This window comes from Streptomyces chumphonensis, from assembly GCF_014779715.1.
In the GTDB taxonomy this organism is placed as follows: Bacteria; Actinomycetota; Actinomycetes; order Streptomycetales; family Streptomycetaceae; genus Streptomyces; species Streptomyces chumphonensis.
In genome coordinates this window covers 1,217,270-1,232,422 of sequence record NZ_JACXYU010000001.1, presented here as the reverse complement: position 1 = coordinate 1,232,422, position 15,153 = coordinate 1,217,270, and the positions used below count along the sequence as shown (strand labels likewise).

The following is a 15,153-nucleotide window of genomic DNA, read 5'->3' as shown; positions in this document are numbered from 1 at the left end:
GGAGCAGCCCGTCCGGCCCGCGCTCGTGTGGCCGCGTCCTACACGCCGGAGCGCGTGGAACGCAGGGTCTCCGCAGGACGCACGACGCGCGGCGCGGACGGGGGCAGCGGGGCCGGCCTGCGCTCGTGCGGCGGGACGACGGGCGCGAGCCCGGCGCCGTCCAGGAAGACGGCCCGCACGACGCGCTCGGCCGCGTGCCCGTCGTCGTACGGGCAGAACCGCTCCCGGAACGCCGCCCGCAGCTCCGCGCCCTGCGGCGCCCGCCAGGCGCCGCTGTGGAAGAGCCGCACCAGCGTCGGAAGGTCGCGGACGACCGGGCCGGGCGGCGCGGTGGTGAGGTCGAAGTAGGTGCCCCGGGTGGCCCGGTAGGTCTCCCAGTCGTCGGCGTGGATGACGATGGGTCGGTCCAGGTTGGCGAAGTCGAACATCAGCGGCGCGTAGTCGGTGACCAGGACGTCGGCCGCCAGGCACAGCCGGGTCGCCGAACGGTGGGGGCCGCGCGGCGCGCCGCCGTCCAGCACGGTGAAGCCGGGGCCGAGCGTGTGGGCGAGCCGGGCCGGGTCCAGCCGGGGCCGCCCGTGCGGGTAGTCCCGTTCGGCGGGTGCGTACAGGACGGCCACGGTGCCGGGCGGCACGCCGAGCTCGGTCCGGATGCGGGCGACGTCGTCGGCCGTGGCCCGGTACATGACGTCGTTGCGCGGCGCGCCGTACTCCAGCGTCGTGTACGCGCCGGGGTAGGCCCGTTCGCGGGCGAGGGTGGAGTGCCGGTTGGCCGAGACGCTGTAGTCCCACGCGTCGATGCGGGACAGGAGCGTCGCGAAGTCGGTACCGAGCCCGGCCACCGGGTGGTGGCCGAGGTCCAGGCCCTCCCGGGCGAGCGGCGTGCCCACGTGGGTGCGCACGAGGATCTGGCCCTGCCGCTTGCGCAGCCCCGGCTCGACGTCGCCGCTGGTCACCAGGTACTTCGCCCGTGCCAGGGCGCGCCGGTGCGCCGCCGAGCCCGGCTGGAGGCGCCGCACCCTGCGGTGCAGGTCCGGTGCCTCCTCGGCGGTGCCCACCCAGGCGGTGCGCAGCCCGGGGACGAGCCGGCGGGCGGTGGCCTCCAGCGCGGCCGGGTCACCCGCGTAGCCGCCCTCGGCCGGGGCGGCGAAGACGGCGAGCGCCGGGTCGACGCGCCGGCGCAGGTGGATCCGGTAGTACGTCCGCAGCAGCGGGCCCCGCACGGCGCGAACGGCGGCGCGCAGTCGGCGCCGCAGGCTTCCCGCCGCCCACAGCAGGCGGAACGTGCGCCGGGCGCCGAGTCGGAGCAGCAGGTGCCGCAGGTCGGTGCGGCCGGCGGCGTCCCGGTAGCGCGCGCACTGCTTGCCACTGCGCCGGAAGAACTCCGCGCGGGCGGAACGCGGCAGCCGTCCGGGGGCCAGGATGACGGAGACCAGGTGGTCGCTCATACGGCGGTAGAGGATCGGCCGCCACCGGGCGAACCGCTGCTGTTCGCCGACGAGCGCGAAGACGCGGTCGTACTGGCCGAAGACGTCGAAGTGCCGCCGGGGCGCCTGCGCCAGCAGCCCGCCGGACCTGCGGCGCCGGTGCTGGACGCACACGCGGTCCAGCACGGTGACGGCCTCGGCCGTCAGCAGCGTCCACCAGGTGAAGGGCACGCCCTCGTAGGCGCCGGGTGGGAACCGCAGGCCGCCCCGGAGCAGGAACTCCCGCCGGTAGGCCTTGTTCCAGGCGACGGCGGGGAGGCGGAGCAGCCCCGGCCGGTCCTGTGCGCGGAAGACCTGCGGCTCGCGGTGGTCCAGCATGCCGGCGGGGACGCTGCGTTCGATGCGGCCGTGCCAGAAGGCGCGCTCGTGGTCGAAGACGAGGACGTCGGGCCCCGCGGTGTCCTCCAGCCGGTCGGCGACGGCCTGGAGCGCGCCGGGGGCCAGCGCGTCGTCGCTGTCGAGGAAGAGGACGTAGTCGCCGCGCGCGTGCGCCATCCCGGCGTTCCGGGCCGGTCCCGGCCCGCCCGGTTCCGCCAGCCGCAGCACCGTCACCCGCCGGTCGGTCCCGGCCGCCTCGGCCAGGAGGCCGCCGCATCCGTCGGGGGAGCCGTCGTCCACCGCGAGGAGCTCGAAGTCGGTGAAGGACTGGGAGAGGACGGACTCCAGGCACTCGGGCAGGTAGGCGTGGACCTGATGGGCGGGAACGATGATGCTGAAGCGGGGCACGGCACACATCCCAGGGGTGGGCGCGGTCACGGGGCCGGTCTGTTAAGCCGATAATGCGTGGCGCGCACGCGGTGCCACGCCATCCGGACCACCGCACCGCGTTTCCCACCCGACCGGCCGACCCCGGAGTACCCCATCCGTGGGAGGCCGCCCCCACCCCCCCCGCTACACCAGCGGCGGCACCGGCACCGCCCCCGACTCGGCCGTCGCCCGCTCCATCGCGCTGGCCAGCAGCGCCAGGTCGGTCGGACCGTTGCCCAGCTCACGGACGGGCCGCCGGGTCGGCGGGTCACCGGCCCGCCCCCAGTCCAGCGGCAGCACCGTGGGGCGCTGCGTCGCCGTGCGGGGGATACGGGCGGTCACGCGCCCCGCCTGGAACGGTGTCGAGGAGCCGTCCGGGCGGTGCAGCACCCCGCGACCGGCCGGGCCGCCCCCGTCCGGGGAGCCGCCGAGGGCGACGCGCAGCGCCGACCCCTGGTCCGCCGCGGTGTGGGCGGTCCGGTCCGGCCGGCCCGTGGCCGAGACGAGGTGCACGCCGAGCCGCACGCCCTCCCGGGCGACCGTCTCCAGCGCGCGCACCACGGATCCGGCCGCCGGACGGCCCGGGTTGCCCAGGGCGGGGGCGACCAGGGCGTCGAGGTCGTCGACCAGCACGACCAGCCGGGGCAGCACCTGGTCGGGCGCACCACCGGCGGTGCGCGGCCGGAGCCGGAGCGTGCCCCGGTCGGCGTCCACGCCGCCTCCCGCGAGGTCGGGTACCGCCGCGCCCTCGGGGCCGCCGGTGTCCGCCGCCGCGTTGCCGCTCCGACCGGGCACGGCGCGCGACGCGTAGGACTCGCCCTCCAACAGCTCGGCGCGCCGCTTCAGCTCGCCGCTCAGGGCCTGGGCGAAGGCCCGCATCCGCACCGGATCACCGGCGTCCAGGTACGTCGACACGTGCGGCAGCTCCGTGGCCGCCCGCAGCGTCCGGCCGGTGCCGCCGTCGACCAGCAGGAGCGCCAGCCGGTCGGGGCGGTCGCCCGCCGCGAGGGCCGCCGCGACCGAACAGATCAGCTCCGACTTGCCGCTCCCCGCAGCGCCGCTGATCAGCAGGTGGCTGTGGGCCGCCGCCAGGTCCACGTCGACGGGCCCGCGCGGACCGGCGCCGAGGACGAGGCCGGCTCCGGGCGGTGCCGCCGCCTCCGGCCACCGGGCCAGCACCGCCGCCGGAGTGGCCCGGGCCAGGCCGAGCTCCTCCAGCAACCGGGAACCGTCCGGCAGGGGAGCGGCGTGCCGGGGCGCCGGAACGCCCGCCTCCACGGCCTCCGCCTCCCGCAGCGGGGCGAGCGCCCGGGCGACCCGCTCGGCCCAGGCGGGGGACACGCCGTCCAGCGTGGCGGGCTCGCCCGCGCGGTCCCCGCCCCGGCGCACGACACGGACGGCCGTGGCGACGGCCCCGCTCAGCAGCCCGACGGCACCGCACTCACGGAACGCGGGCAGCACGGCGTTCGCGGCGGCCAGCGTCTCGGACTGCGGCGACGACGGCGTCGCGGGGGCCGTCTCGGCCAGGCACAGCACGTGCACCCCCGCCGCCGCGCCGCCGGAGGTGAGCCGCGCCACCGACTCGCGCAGCGCCGCCGAGCCGGGGTCGCCGTCCACGACGAGCACGGTGGCCGGGCCGGTGTGGTGGGCGGCGGCGGCCATGACGTCCGCCGGCTCGGCGCTCGTCCAGTCGGGGCCGAGCGGGCTCTCCTCCAGACGGCGTGCGAGTTCCGCCGTGCGCGCGGTGGCCTGCTCCCGGTCGAACGCGAACAGCAGGCGGCAGTCCTGGCCGTGGGCCGGGCGCAGGTGCGGCAGCCAGCCGAGCCAGGACCACTCCCGGGTGCGGGACGCGCCCCGGCCGGAGGCCAGCAGCACGACCTCCAGCCCGCCGGGAGGGTGCAGGGTGACGAGCTGGGCCAGCACCCAACGGGCCAGCGACAGCATGCGGGACCGGGGGCCGGCCAGCCCGAGGGAACCCGCCTCCCGCAGCGACACCGTCACCGGACTGCCCGCGCGGGCCCCGTGATGGGCGGTGCCCAGGCGGACCGTCAGGGCGTCCCGGTGGGCGGGGTGCCGCTCCCACAGGCGGGGGCCGGGTCCGAGGGCGGTCAGCAGGATCTCGGCGGCGTCCGGCCAGCGGCCCGGGTCGGGTGCGGGCACCGGGCCACCGGGCACGGCCGCTGCCGGCGGTCCGGGGAGGCCGTCGCCGGGCTCGGGGAGGTTCCGCCGGCCCGACAGACGGCGGGCCCAGGCGCTCATCCCGCGCACCGCCCGCCGTTCGACGGCGGCGCGGTCCGCCGCGGCGGGCCCGCCGGGCAGGGTGGGCGCGGGCGGACCGGGGGTGGGCGGCCCGGGCGGCAGGAACGGCGCGGGCGGGCCCGCCAGTCCGGATCCGTGCGTGACGCCGCCCGTCGGTCCGGCCGCCCCCGGGGGACCGCCCCGGCCCCGGGCCCCGTCGGGCCCGGCCTGTTCCGGGACGAAGGCCAGCGCCGCGCCCTGTCGGCCGGTGGTCTCCGGGCTCCGCCGGGGCGCGGGCGCGCCCGGCTCGGGTGCCACGGCCACCGGGTCCGTCCGCAGCCGCAGGACGGACTCGCCCACCCGCAGGGACGTGCCCGGCCGCAGCGCGACCGGGCGCTCCGCGACGGGGACGCCGTCCGCCGTGGTGCCGTTGGTGGACCCGAGGTCGGCCACGGTGACGGAACCGGTCTCCGCGACCGTCACGACGCAGTGCAGCCGCGACACGTCCGGATCGTCCAGGACGACGTCCGCGTCGGCCGAGCGCCCGATGCGGACGTGACCGCCGTGCAGGAGGTGGACGCCGCCCGCGTCCGGCCCGGCGACCACGTGCAGCCGGGGGCCGCTCGGCGTCGGGGCGGCGGGGGGTTCGAAGGGCTGGTGCAGGGAGACGACGGCGCCGTCGACCAGCGGCGGCTCGCCGAGGGTGTGCCGCTGGGCGTCGAGCCGCCTGCCCCCCACGAAGACGGCGGCCGACTCGCCCTCCCGCGACGGCGCGGCCGGCGCGGCGGCGCCCGCGCCGGCCGCGGCCCACGCGGCGGACAGGCCGCCGGTGACGGCGGCGAGCACGGTGCCGGGCGGCGCGGTGACGAGCACGTCACACGCGTCCGCGCCCTGCCCCGCGCCGGCGCGTGGCCCACGGACGGTGAGCCGGATCTGATTCGGCATCGGCCCCTCCCGGTTCAGCCCCGTCGGTGCATCCTGCCACCCGCGACCGACAAGGCATGCCGCGAGCACGGTCCAATGATCTTGATTGAGCCGGGTCACGCGTAAGAGGGACCGCTTGTGACCGAGTTCACATCTGACGGGGTAACACTTTCGACCAAGCACGTACGTATCACGACCGCCCCCGTCCCCGCCCGGCGAGGTGGCCTCCGACCCCGCCGCCCCGTGACCGGCGGGGGAACGCGCTCCGCCCGATCCCCCGCCGGTCCGTCCGGGCCCCGACTACAGTGGAGCGGGCGGCCGCCCGCGCGAGCCGTGCCCGACTGCTGGACCGATCGGCCCGGCAGCGTCCAAGATCATTCAAGCCCGGACCATCCGGACGGGCGCCCAGCCCGGCAGGAACGACCAGGGAGCCGATGACGTGCGGCCCGTAGGCAGCAAGTACCTCCTCGAGGAGCCGCTCGGACGCGGCGCCACCGGCACCGTGTGGCGCGGGCGCCAGCGCGAGGCGGCAGGCGCGGAGGCGGCGGTCACCGGCAGCCCCGGTGAACGCGTGGCCATCAAGGTCCTCAAGGAGGAGCTGGCCGGCGACCCGGACGTCGTCATGCGCTTCCTGCGCGAACGCTCGGCGTTGCTGCGCCTGACCCACGAGAACATCGTGCGCACCCGCGACCTGGTGGTGGAGGGCGATCTGCTCGCCCTCGTCATGGACCTGGTCGAGGGCCCGGACCTGCACCGCTACCTGCGCGAGCACGGGCCGCTCACGCCGGTCGCCGCCGCCCTGCTGACCGCGCAGATCGCCGACGCCCTCGCCTCCAGCCACGACGACGGCGTCGTTCACCGCGACCTGAAGCCCGCCAACGTCCTCCTCGCCGAGGACGCCGACGGCATGCGGCCGATGCTCACCGACTTCGGCATCGCCCGGCTCGCGGACTCCCCGGGCCTCACCCGCACGCACGAGTTCGTCGGGACCCCCGCCTACGTCGCACCGGAGTCGGCCGAGGGCCGGCCGCAGACCTCCGCCGTCGACGTCTACGGCGCCGGCATCCTGCTCTACGAGGCGCTCACCGGACGGCCGCCCTTCAGCGGGGGCAGCGCGCTGGAAGTGCTGCACCGGCACCTGAACGAGCAGCCGCGCCGCCCCGCCGGCGTCCCCGAGCCACTGTGGACCGTCATCGAGCACTGCCTGCGCAAGGCGCCGGAGGAGCGGCCGGGCGCCGTCACACTGGCCCGGGCCCTGCGGACGGTGGCGGTCGGCCTGGCGCCCACCGCGAGCCCGGCCGCCTACGAGGCGGCCCTCGGCGTGGCCGCCCTGCTCGCCCCCGACCCCAGCCCCGCCCCGGTCCCCGGGACGACTCCGGCAGCGGGAGCGGGCGACGCCGACCCGACGCAGGTCCTGCCGTCCGGCGGCCCCGGCGCCGGGTACGACCCGAACGCGGCGACGACGGTCATGCCGCACGGGGCGCCCGGCGACGGGCCGGGCGGCGGCGCCGACCGCACCACCGTGATGCCGCAGCAGCCACCGCCGCAGCAGCCGTCCGGGGACGACCCCCACCCGTGGCAGAACCAGATGCGCGCCGCGCGGGAGCGCAACGACCAGACGCAGTTCCAGCCGCTCGACCCGGACCAGGACCCGCTGCGGCGGCGGCCCGCCCGCCGCCCGGCCGCGCAGCGCCCCACCGACGCACGGCCTCCGCAGCACGCGCAGCCCCCGCAGCGGTACGCCGAGCCCCCGCAGCGGTACGCGCAGCCCGCGCCACAGCAGCCCGCACCCGCGCCCCAGCACTACGAGCCGCAGCCTCGGTCGTACGAGCCGCAGCCGCAGCGGTACGAGCAGCGCCGCCCGGAGCGGGCCCCGCGCGAGCCCCGGCCGCCGAGGCGGCGCAGCGCCAACCCCATGCGCATCCCGGGCCTCGGCTGCCTCAAGGGCTGCCTGTTCATGATCCTCATGCTCGTCGCGATCGTCGCGCTGGTCTGGAACTTCACCCCCGTTCCCGAGTGGGTGGCCGAAGGCCGCAGCTTCTGGGAGACGATGGTCGACTGGTTCAACAACGTCCGCGACAGCGTGGGCGCCACCACCGACGGGGGCACGGCGGGCTGAGCGGAGAACGGTCGACCACCGGCACGGGACGCTGACTCCGGCGCTTTGTCGACTTTCGGGGCGCGAGTTGGGCCGTTACCCGCGTTCGCAGGTCACGGGCGCCCCCGCGCCGCGTACTTTGGACGCCATGGCACGGAAGATCGGCAGTCGTTACACCGCTCACCGGATCCTGGGCCGGGGCAGCGCCGGCACGGTGTGGCTGGGCTCGGGACCGGAGGGTCGCGTCGCCATCAAGCTGCTGCGCGAGGACCTGGCGGCCGACCAGGAGCTCGTCGGCAGGTTCGTGCACGAACGCACGGCGCTGATGAGCCTGAACCACCCGCGGGTCGTCGGCGTGCGCGACCTCGTGGTGGACGGCCACGACCTGGCGCTCGTCATGGACCTGGTGCAGGGTTCCGACCTGCGCACCCAGCTCGACCGGCACCGCCGTCTGACGCCCGCCGACGCCGTCCGCGTCACCGCGGACATCGCCGACGCGCTGGCGGCGGCGCACGCGGCCGGGTACGTCCACCGCGACGTCAAGCCCGAGAACATCCTGCTGGACGAGGCGAGCGGGCACGCCCTCCTCACCGACTTCGGCGTGGCCCGGCTCATCGACGCCCCCCGTCGCGGCGGCACGGGGCGGGTCGTGGGCACACCGGACTACGTCGCGCCCGAGATCGTCGAGGGGCTCCCGCCGCGCGCGGCCGTCGACATCTACGCGCTGGCGACCGTGCTGTACGAGGCGCTCGCCGGGTTCACCCCCTTCGGCGGCGGACACCCCGGTGCCGTCCTGCGCCGCCACGTCACGGAGGCCGTCGCCCCCCTGCCGGGCGTCCCGGCCGAGCTGTGGCGCCTCGTCCACCAGTGCCTGGCCAAGGCGCCGGCCTCCCGGCTGCGGGCCGCCGAACTGGCCGCGCGGCTGCACGAACTGCACCCCCGGCTGCTCGGCGTCCCGGCCCTGGACATCGACGAGCCGGAGCCCGAGCCCGTGCCCCAGGAGGAACCGCCGGCCTACGAGCCGCCGCCCGTACGAGGGGCCGTCCCCCTCGTACGCGGTACCGCCGCACCGGACTCCGCCAATCGCGAGACGCACACGAGCATGCGTGTGCCGGGGGCCGAGGAACTGGCCGGCGGCGCGCACGGTACGGCGCGCACGCCCCGCGCGCCGGGGCAGCCGCGTGCCGGGTCCGCTCGTCACCGCGCGGCCGAGCGCCGTCGCCGCGTGCGTCTCACCGCCGCCGCGACGCTCACGGCGGCGGCCCTCGGTGTGGGCGGCTGGCTGGCCTTCGGCGGTGACGGCGACGACAACGGAGCCCCGCCCCCGGCCGTCGAGCCGGACGCCGGTCCCGGGGCGCCCGCCGAGTGACCCCTCCCCGCGCCCCTTCCGGCGGGACCGCAGGGCCACCGTCCGGTCAGCCGGTAGGCTGGTGGGCGTGGCAGTCGTCGATGTATCCGAAGAGCTGAAGTCCCTCGCCTCGACCATGGAGTCGATCGAGGCCGTGATCGACCTCGACAAGATGAGGGCCGACATCGCCGTGCTCGAAGAGCAGGCGGCGGCGCCCTCGCTGTGGGACGACCCCGACAACGCGCAGAAGGTCACCAGCAAGCTGGCCTATCTCCAGGGCCAGCTGCGCAAGGTCGAGGAGCTGCACAGCCGGATCGAGGACACCGGTGTGCTCTTCGAACTGGCCGACGGTGAGGACGACGCCGACGCCCGGGCCGAGGCCGAGAGCGAGCTGGCGTCGGTGCGCAAGTCCGTCGAGGAGCTGGAGATCCGCACGCTGCTCTCCGGCGAGTACGACGAGCGTGAGGCCATGGTCAGCATCCGGGCGGAGGCCGGCGGCGTGGACGCCGCGGACTTCGCGGAACAGCTCCAGCGCATGTACCTGCGCTGGGCGGAGCGCCGTGGCTACCCCACGGAGGTCCTGGACACCTCCTACGCGGAGGAGGCGGGCATCAAGTCCACCACCTTCTCCGTGAAGGCCCCCTACGCGTACGGCACGCTCTCCGTCGAGCAGGGCACGCACCGCATGGTGCGCATCTCGCCGTTCGACAACCAGGGCCGCCGCCAGACGTCCTTCGCGGGCGTCGAGGTGATGCCCGTCGTGGAGCAGACCGACCACATCGACATCCCGGAGAACGAGATCCGCGTCGACGTGTTCCGCTCCTCGGGCCCCGGCGGGCAGTCCGTCAACACCACGGACTCGGCGGTCCGGATGACGCACATCCCGACCGGGATCGTCGTCTCCTGCCAGAACGAGAAGTCGCAGATCCAGAACCGCGCCGCGGCGCTGCGCGTGCTCCAGTCCCGGCTGCTGGCCCACCGGCGGGCCGAGGAGCAGGCGAAGATGGACGCCCTCAAGGGCGATGGCGGCAACTCCTGGGGCAACCAGATGCGTTCGTACGTCCTCCAGCCGTACCAGATGGTCAAGGACCTGCGGACCGACCACGAGGTGGGCAATCCCCAGGGTGTACTGGACGGGGACATCGACGGGTTCCTGGAGGCCGGCATTCGCTGGCGCAAGCAGCAGGAGTCCCCGGCGAGCTGACGACTCGGCGCGGCGGGCCGGTGTCGTATGGCTCACACCGGCCCGTCATTGTCGACAAGTAGTCGTTGCAGTCGGACATTTCGTCCGGCCGTCGCTTGACGCTGCTGTGAAAACTGGGAAAGCTGTCCGCTCAGCAGGCGTGTGTCAGGGACGTGTGCAGATGTGGGGGCGCGTGGGAAGCCCGGTCCGCCGAAGTGGCCGTGGGCTCCCTCGCTGAAGGTCCCCGGCACCATGAGCGCCCGGTACCGCTGCTCCATGACGAAGAGCTACTGGGGGTAGTTGGTAGTGACCAATTCCAAGACGCGAGTGCGTATGGCACGGGTCATCGCGGGAACGGTGTTCGCCGCCGGTGCCTCGCTGACCGTCGCCGGCGTCGCGCAGGCCGCCGGGGGCAACGGCGGCACGGGGGAGAGCGTCGCCACGCTGGACGGCGACGACGGTCTCGTGACCGGCACCGTCACCACCGGTGGGTCCGGTGGGGACGACCCGGGCGACCCGACTCCTGACACCAACGGCGGCACGTCCGACGGTGGTGCGGCCGATGGCGGTGCCGACGGTGGTGCGCCCGATGGCGGTGCCGACGGTGGTGCGGCCGACGGTGGTGCCGATGGCGGTGCGGCCGATGGCGGTGCCGATGGCGGTGCGGCCGACGGTGGTGCCGATGGCGGTGCGGCCGACGGTGGTGCCGATGGCGGCGCTGACGGCGGTGCGGCCGACGGCGGTGCTGACGGTGGCGCGGCCGACGGCGGTGCTGACGGTGGCGCCGATGGCGGTGCGGCCGACGGCGGTGCCGACGGTGGCGCGGCCGACGGCGCGGCCGACGGTGGGGCTTCCGGCGACAACGGTGGCTCCGGTGACACGGGTGACACCGATGGTGATGAGCCGCAGGGTGCGGGTGGCAGCAGCGGCGAGCAGCCGCAGGGCGCCGGTGGCGCCCAGGAGGACATCACCACCCCCGAGCAGAAGCCTCAGCCGCAGCAGCCGGCCACCCCGCAGGGCGGCGGCGAGGAGCTCGCCGAGACCGGTGCGGCGGAGACGGCGTTCCTGCTGGTCGGCGCCGCGACGATGATCGCCGGCGGGGTGGGCTTCCGTATGCTGCCCCGTCTGATGAACCGCAACGGCGCGGCCGCCTGATCCACGGGCGGAGTCACACCGTGCACGGGGCCCGGGCACCCAGGGTGTCCGGGCCCTCGTGGTGTTCCGGTCACTGTGCGGGAGGTGCGACGTCAGCGGCGTCGCACCGTGCGGGCCGCGCCGGCAGGCGTCAGAGGGCCATCTCCCGGGCCGCGAGGGCCACCGAGAGCAGGGCCACGAGGAGGGCGAGCAGCATGGCGGGCGTCACCGCCGCCGACAGGCCGTCCCGGTGCCGGCGTGCCCGCTGGGCGCGGCAGACGGAACAGCGGGCCTCGTTCACCGGACCCGCGCAGTTGGCGCACACCAGTCGGTCGCATGTCATGCGATCTCCTCCTCCTTCGCGCCAACGCCCTCGCGGAGTGATTCGTTCCCCAAGGGTTGCTCCGCTCTCCACTCTGCCAGGATTCGTCCGCCGACGCATACGTGCGCAAAACCGGAGCCGGGCTGCCGCGTGACGACCGCTTCGCGTAGGGTCAGCCCACTGACACAGGAGCCGCACCGCGGCCCCCGATGCCCCTCTACCCAGGCCGACGTGGTGTAAATCAGTGATCCGATTCGACAGTGTCTCGAAGACCTACCCGAGGCAGGCCCGCCCCGCCCTCCGCGACGTGTCGCTGGAGATCGAGCGTGGTGAGTTCGTCTTCCTCGTGGGCTCCTCCGGTTCCGGCAAGTCGACCTTCCTGCGGCTCGTGCTGCGGGAGGAGCGGGCGAGCCACGGCCAGGTGCACGTCCTCGGCAAGGACCTGGGCCGGCTGTCCAACTGGAAGGTGCCGCAGATGCGGCGCCAGTTGGGCACGGTGTTCCAGGACTTCCGGCTCCTGCCCAACAAGACGGTGGGGGAGAACGTCGCCTTCGCCCTGGAGGTGATCGGCAGGTCGCGCGGCCAGATCCGCAAGACGGTTCCGGAGGTGCTGGAACTCGTCGGCCTGGGCGGCAAGGAGGACCGGATGCCGGGCGAGCTGTCCGGTGGTGAGCAGCAGCGCGTCGCCATCGCCCGGGCGTTCGTCAACCGGCCGATGCTGCTGATCGCGGACGAGCCCACGGGCAACCTGGACCCGCAGACCTCGGTCGGCATCATGAAGCTGCTCGACCGCATCAACCGCACCGGTACGACGGTCATCATGGCGACCCACGACCAGCAGATCGTCGACCAGATGCGCAAGCGCGTGATCGAACTCGAACAGGGCCGTCTCGTGCGCGACCAGTCGCGTGGCGTCTACGGCTATCAGCACTGAAAGGACGCCATGCGCGGCCAGTTCGTTCTGTCGGAGATCTTCACCGGCCTTCGCCGCAACCTCACGATGACCTTCGCGGTGATCGTCTCCGTCGGTATCTCACTCGCCCTGCTGGGTTCGTCGCTGCTCGCCAACCAGCAGGTCAGCGCGATGAAGGGCTATTGGTACGACAAGGTCCAGGTCGCGATCTACCTCTGCAACAAGAACGACGCGGAGAACGATCCCCAGCACTGCGACCGGGGCGCCGTCACCGGCCAGCAGAAGCGGGAGATCGAGGCGGACCTCAAGAAGCTGGACGTCGTCGAGAAGGTCTACTACGAGCCGAAGGACGAGGCGTTCAAGCACTACCAGGAGCAGTTCAAGGACTCTCCGCTCGCCTCGTCCCTCACCCCGGACCAGATGCAGGAGAGCTTCCGGGTCAAGCTTGAGGACCCCACCAAGTACGACGTCATCGCCAGCGCCTTCGGGGGCCGGGCCGGCGTGCAGGAGGTGCAGGACCAGCGGGCCCTGCTGGAGCCGCTGTTCGGCCTGCTCGACGGGATGAACAAGGCCGCCCTCTTCGTCATGGCGCTGATGCTCGTGGTGGCGATGCTGCTGATCGTCAACACGGTGCGGGTCTCCGCGTTCAGCCGCCGGCGTGAGACGGGGATCATGCGGCTGGTGGGCGCGTCGAGCTTCTACATCCAGATGCCGTTCATCCTGGAGGCGGCCATCGCCGGGCTGATCGGGGCGGCCCTGGCCTGCGGAATGCTGCTGCTCGGGAAGTACGCGCTGATCGACCAGTTCCTGGCGGAGCAGATCCAGGTGGTGAACTTCGTGGGCTACGACGCCGTCCTGCAGCAGTTGCCGTGGGTGGTGGGTGTCGGTCTGCTCATGCCCTCGTTGGCCGCCTTCCTCACGTTGCGCAAGTACCTCAACGTGTGAACCGGGTGTGAGATAGAACGCGGGCGCCGTGCGGCCAAGCCGCCGTGCTTCGGCCCGTGCTGTCCTAGACTCCGCCTCATGTCGGGCTCGTGGATGTTCGTCCAGCCCCGCCGCATCGGCCGCGGGGCGGCACTGCCGCTGGTCTTCGCGGGAGTGCTGCTGACAGGCTTCGCCACCGGTTCCTGGACCACGGACCGGGCGCCGGGGGACGACGGCGGCGGGGGCCCCGGTGCCCCGGTCGGCGCCGTCGCCGAGCCACGCGGAGCGAACGACGCGCAGGAGGCCGTCAGCCGCAGCGGTGACCGTTGGTCGGCCGCCTACACCGCGCGGGAGTACGAGGGGCTGCAGCAGGCGCTGGACGGTCGCTACGTGGGGGTCGGCATCGCGGTGCGCGGCTCCGGTGACGGCGTCGTGGTCGCCCGGGTGACGCCGGGCAGCCCCGCCGAGGACGCCGGTGTCCGCCCCGGGGACCGGCTGCGCACGGTCGACGGCCGTGACGTCACCGGGCGGCCCGTCACCGAGGTGGTGGCCCGGTTGCGCGGGGACGCGGAGGCGGCCCCGGTCGGGAGCGCCGTCGAGGTGGGGCTGGCGCGCGGGCAGCGCGCGTGGACCGAGCGGCTGGAGCGGGCCCGCCTGGCGACGGACCCGGTGACCGTCGTGCACCTGGCCGAGGGGATCACCCGGCTGAAGGTCAGCGCCTTCACCAGCGGCGCCGGCGAGGCGCTGCGCGAGGCCGTCCAGGCCCTTCCGCCCGGCCGGGGCGTCCTGCTGGACCTGCGCGGCAATCCGGGCGGGCTGCTGCTGGAGGCCACGGAGGCCGCCTCCGTCTTCCTCGACGGCGGCCTGGTCGCCACCTACGGCGAGGGCGAGGGCCAGCGGGCCCTGCACGCCGAGCGCGGCGGCGACACGGAGCGGCCGCTGGTCGTCCTGGTCGACGAGGGCTCGATGAGCGCGGCCGAGCTGCTCGCCGGAGCTCTCCAGGACCGGGGCCGGGCCCTGGTCGTCGGCAGCCCCACGTTCGGCAAGGGCTCGGTGCAGGTGCCGCAGGAGCAGCCCGACGGGTCGGTGGCCGAGCTGACCGTCGGCCAGTACGCGACCCCGGGCGGCCGCACCCTGGAGGGCGCCGGGCTCGTGCCCGACGTCGCCGTGGGCGAGGGGGAGGACGCGCTGGACAAGGGCCTGACGGTATTGAGTGGCCTCGCCGCCCGGGCGTGAGGAACAATGGTCCGGCTATGGCTAAAGAGACCGGTCGCAAACTCATCGCTCAGCACAAGAAGGCCCGGCACGACTACCTGATCCTGGACACGTACGAGTGCGGACTCGTGCTGACGGGCACCGAGGTGAAGTCGCTGCGCCAGGGCCGCGCGTCCCTGGTCGACGGATTCGCCCAGCTGGACGGAGGGGAGATGTGGCTGCACAACGTCCACATCCCCGAGTACAGCCAGGGCACGTGGACGAACCACAGCGCCCGCCGCAAGCGGAAGCTGCTGATGCACCGGGCCGAGATCGACAAGCTCACGGGCAAGCTCCAGGAGAGCGGCCTCACGCTGGTGCCCCTGGCGCTGTACTTCAAGGACGGCCGGGCCAAGATCGAGCTGGCACTCGCCCGGGGCAAGCGCGAGTACGACAAGCGGCAGACGCTGCGGGAGAAGCAGGACCGCCGGGAGGCGGAACGGGCGATCTCCGCCGCGCGCCGCCGCGCCCGCCGCTGAGCCCGCGCGGTCGGCCCGTGCGGGGCCCAGCGGTGGGAGCGCGCGGGAATACGGTGGCTGTCGTGCGGGTTGATCCCGTACGATGGGCGACAGCAGTGCCGC

11 protein-coding genes are annotated in these 15,153 nt (G+C 74.8%); 8 read left to right on the top strand and 3 right to left on the bottom strand.

From position 1 onward, the window contains the following. Positions 1-38: 38 nt before the first annotated feature. Both IF129_RS05205 and IF129_RS05200 read right to left on the bottom strand, forming a co-directional pair. Complete coding sequence (locus IF129_RS05205; RefSeq protein WP_263576201.1) at positions 39-2,222, bottom strand: bifunctional glycosyltransferase/CDP-glycerol:glycerophosphate glycerophosphotransferase; 2,184 nt, start codon at positions 2,220-2,222, stop codon at positions 39-41. 156 nt (positions 2,223-2,378) lie between these two features. Then, entirely contained in the window at positions 2,379-5,417 is a 3,039-nt protein-coding gene (locus IF129_RS05200; protein ID WP_191208173.1) for an FtsK/SpoIIIE domain-containing protein, read from the bottom strand. Positions 5,418-5,835: 418 nt separating this feature from the next. On the opposite strand from IF129_RS05200, the gene IF129_RS05195 reads away from it, so the two are divergent. The 4 genes from IF129_RS05195 (at position 5,836) to IF129_RS05180 (ending at position 11,180) form a co-directional block, all read left to right on the top strand. Continuing rightward, positions 5,836-7,515, top strand: coding sequence for a serine/threonine-protein kinase (locus IF129_RS05195; RefSeq protein WP_191208172.1), 1,680 nt, complete (start codon positions 5,836-5,838; stop codon positions 7,513-7,515). Between the two features lie 127 nt (positions 7,516-7,642). Further along, entirely contained in the window at positions 7,643-8,863 is a 1,221-nt protein-coding gene (locus tag IF129_RS05190; RefSeq protein ID WP_191208171.1) for a serine/threonine-protein kinase, read from the top strand. A gap of 67 nt (positions 8,864-8,930) precedes the next feature. Then, the gene (gene prfB, locus IF129_RS05185; protein ID WP_191208170.1) at positions 8,931-10,046 is read left to right on the top strand and encodes a peptide chain release factor 2; all 1,116 of its coding nucleotides are present in this window, start codon (positions 8,931-8,933) and stop codon (positions 10,044-10,046) included. A gap of 336 nt (positions 10,047-10,382) precedes the next feature. Continuing rightward, positions 10,383-11,180 carry a hypothetical protein gene (locus IF129_RS05180; RefSeq protein WP_318153547.1) on the top strand — a complete coding sequence of 266 codons (798 nt, stop codon included), beginning with the start codon at positions 10,383-10,385 and terminating at the stop codon, positions 11,178-11,180. 130 nt (positions 11,181-11,310) lie between these two features. Here IF129_RS05180 and IF129_RS05175 read toward each other — a convergent pair whose 3' ends face one another. Next, the gene (locus IF129_RS05175) at positions 11,311-11,502 is read right to left on the bottom strand and encodes a hypothetical protein (protein ID WP_191208168.1); all 192 of its coding nucleotides are present in this window, start codon (positions 11,500-11,502) and stop codon (positions 11,311-11,313) included. Between the two features lie 223 nt (positions 11,503-11,725). Here IF129_RS05175 and ftsE point away from each other — a divergent pair, with 223 nt between their 5' ends. From ftsE to smpB, 4 genes are all read left to right on the top strand, one after another. Beyond that, the gene (ftsE, locus tag IF129_RS05170) at positions 11,726-12,415 is read left to right on the top strand and encodes a cell division ATP-binding protein FtsE (protein WP_191208167.1); all 690 of its coding nucleotides are present in this window, start codon (positions 11,726-11,728) and stop codon (positions 12,413-12,415) included. A 9-nt stretch (positions 12,416-12,424) separates the two neighbouring features. Then, the gene (gene ftsX / locus IF129_RS05165) at positions 12,425-13,339 is read left to right on the top strand and encodes a permease-like cell division protein FtsX (RefSeq protein ID WP_191208166.1); all 915 of its coding nucleotides are present in this window, start codon (positions 12,425-12,427) and stop codon (positions 13,337-13,339) included. Positions 13,340-13,417: 78 nt separating this feature from the next. After that, positions 13,418-14,554 carry a S41 family peptidase gene (locus tag IF129_RS05160; RefSeq protein ID WP_191208165.1) on the top strand — a complete coding sequence of 379 codons (1,137 nt, stop codon included), beginning with the start codon at positions 13,418-13,420 and terminating at the stop codon, positions 14,552-14,554. Between the two features lie 17 nt (positions 14,555-14,571). Next, a complete protein-coding gene (gene smpB / locus IF129_RS05155) occupies positions 14,572-15,051 on the top strand; it encodes an SsrA-binding protein SmpB (protein ID WP_191208164.1) in 480 nt (159 codons plus the stop codon). Positions 15,052-15,153: the final 102 nt, after the last annotated feature.

Coding starts and splice junctions, on each gene's coding strand:
- IF129_RS05205 (WP_263576201.1), bottom strand. CDS start 2,222: ATGTGTGCCGTGCCCCGCTTCAGCATCATCGTTCCCGCCCATCAGGTC.
- IF129_RS05200 (WP_191208173.1), bottom strand. CDS start 5,417: ATGCCGAATCAGATCCGGCTCACCGTCCGTGGGCCACGCGCCGGCGCG.
- IF129_RS05190 (WP_191208171.1), top strand. CDS start 7,643: ATGGCACGGAAGATCGGCAGTCGTTACACCGCTCACCGGATCCTGGGC.
- IF129_RS05175 (WP_191208168.1), bottom strand. CDS start 11,502: ATGACATGCGACCGACTGGTGTGCGCCAACTGCGCGGGTCCGGTGAAC.
- ftsX (WP_191208166.1), top strand. CDS start 12,425: ATGCGCGGCCAGTTCGTTCTGTCGGAGATCTTCACCGGCCTTCGCCGC.
- IF129_RS05160 (WP_191208165.1), top strand. CDS start 13,418: ATGTCGGGCTCGTGGATGTTCGTCCAGCCCCGCCGCATCGGCCGCGGG.
- smpB (WP_191208164.1), top strand. CDS start 14,572: ATGGCTAAAGAGACCGGTCGCAAACTCATCGCTCAGCACAAGAAGGCC.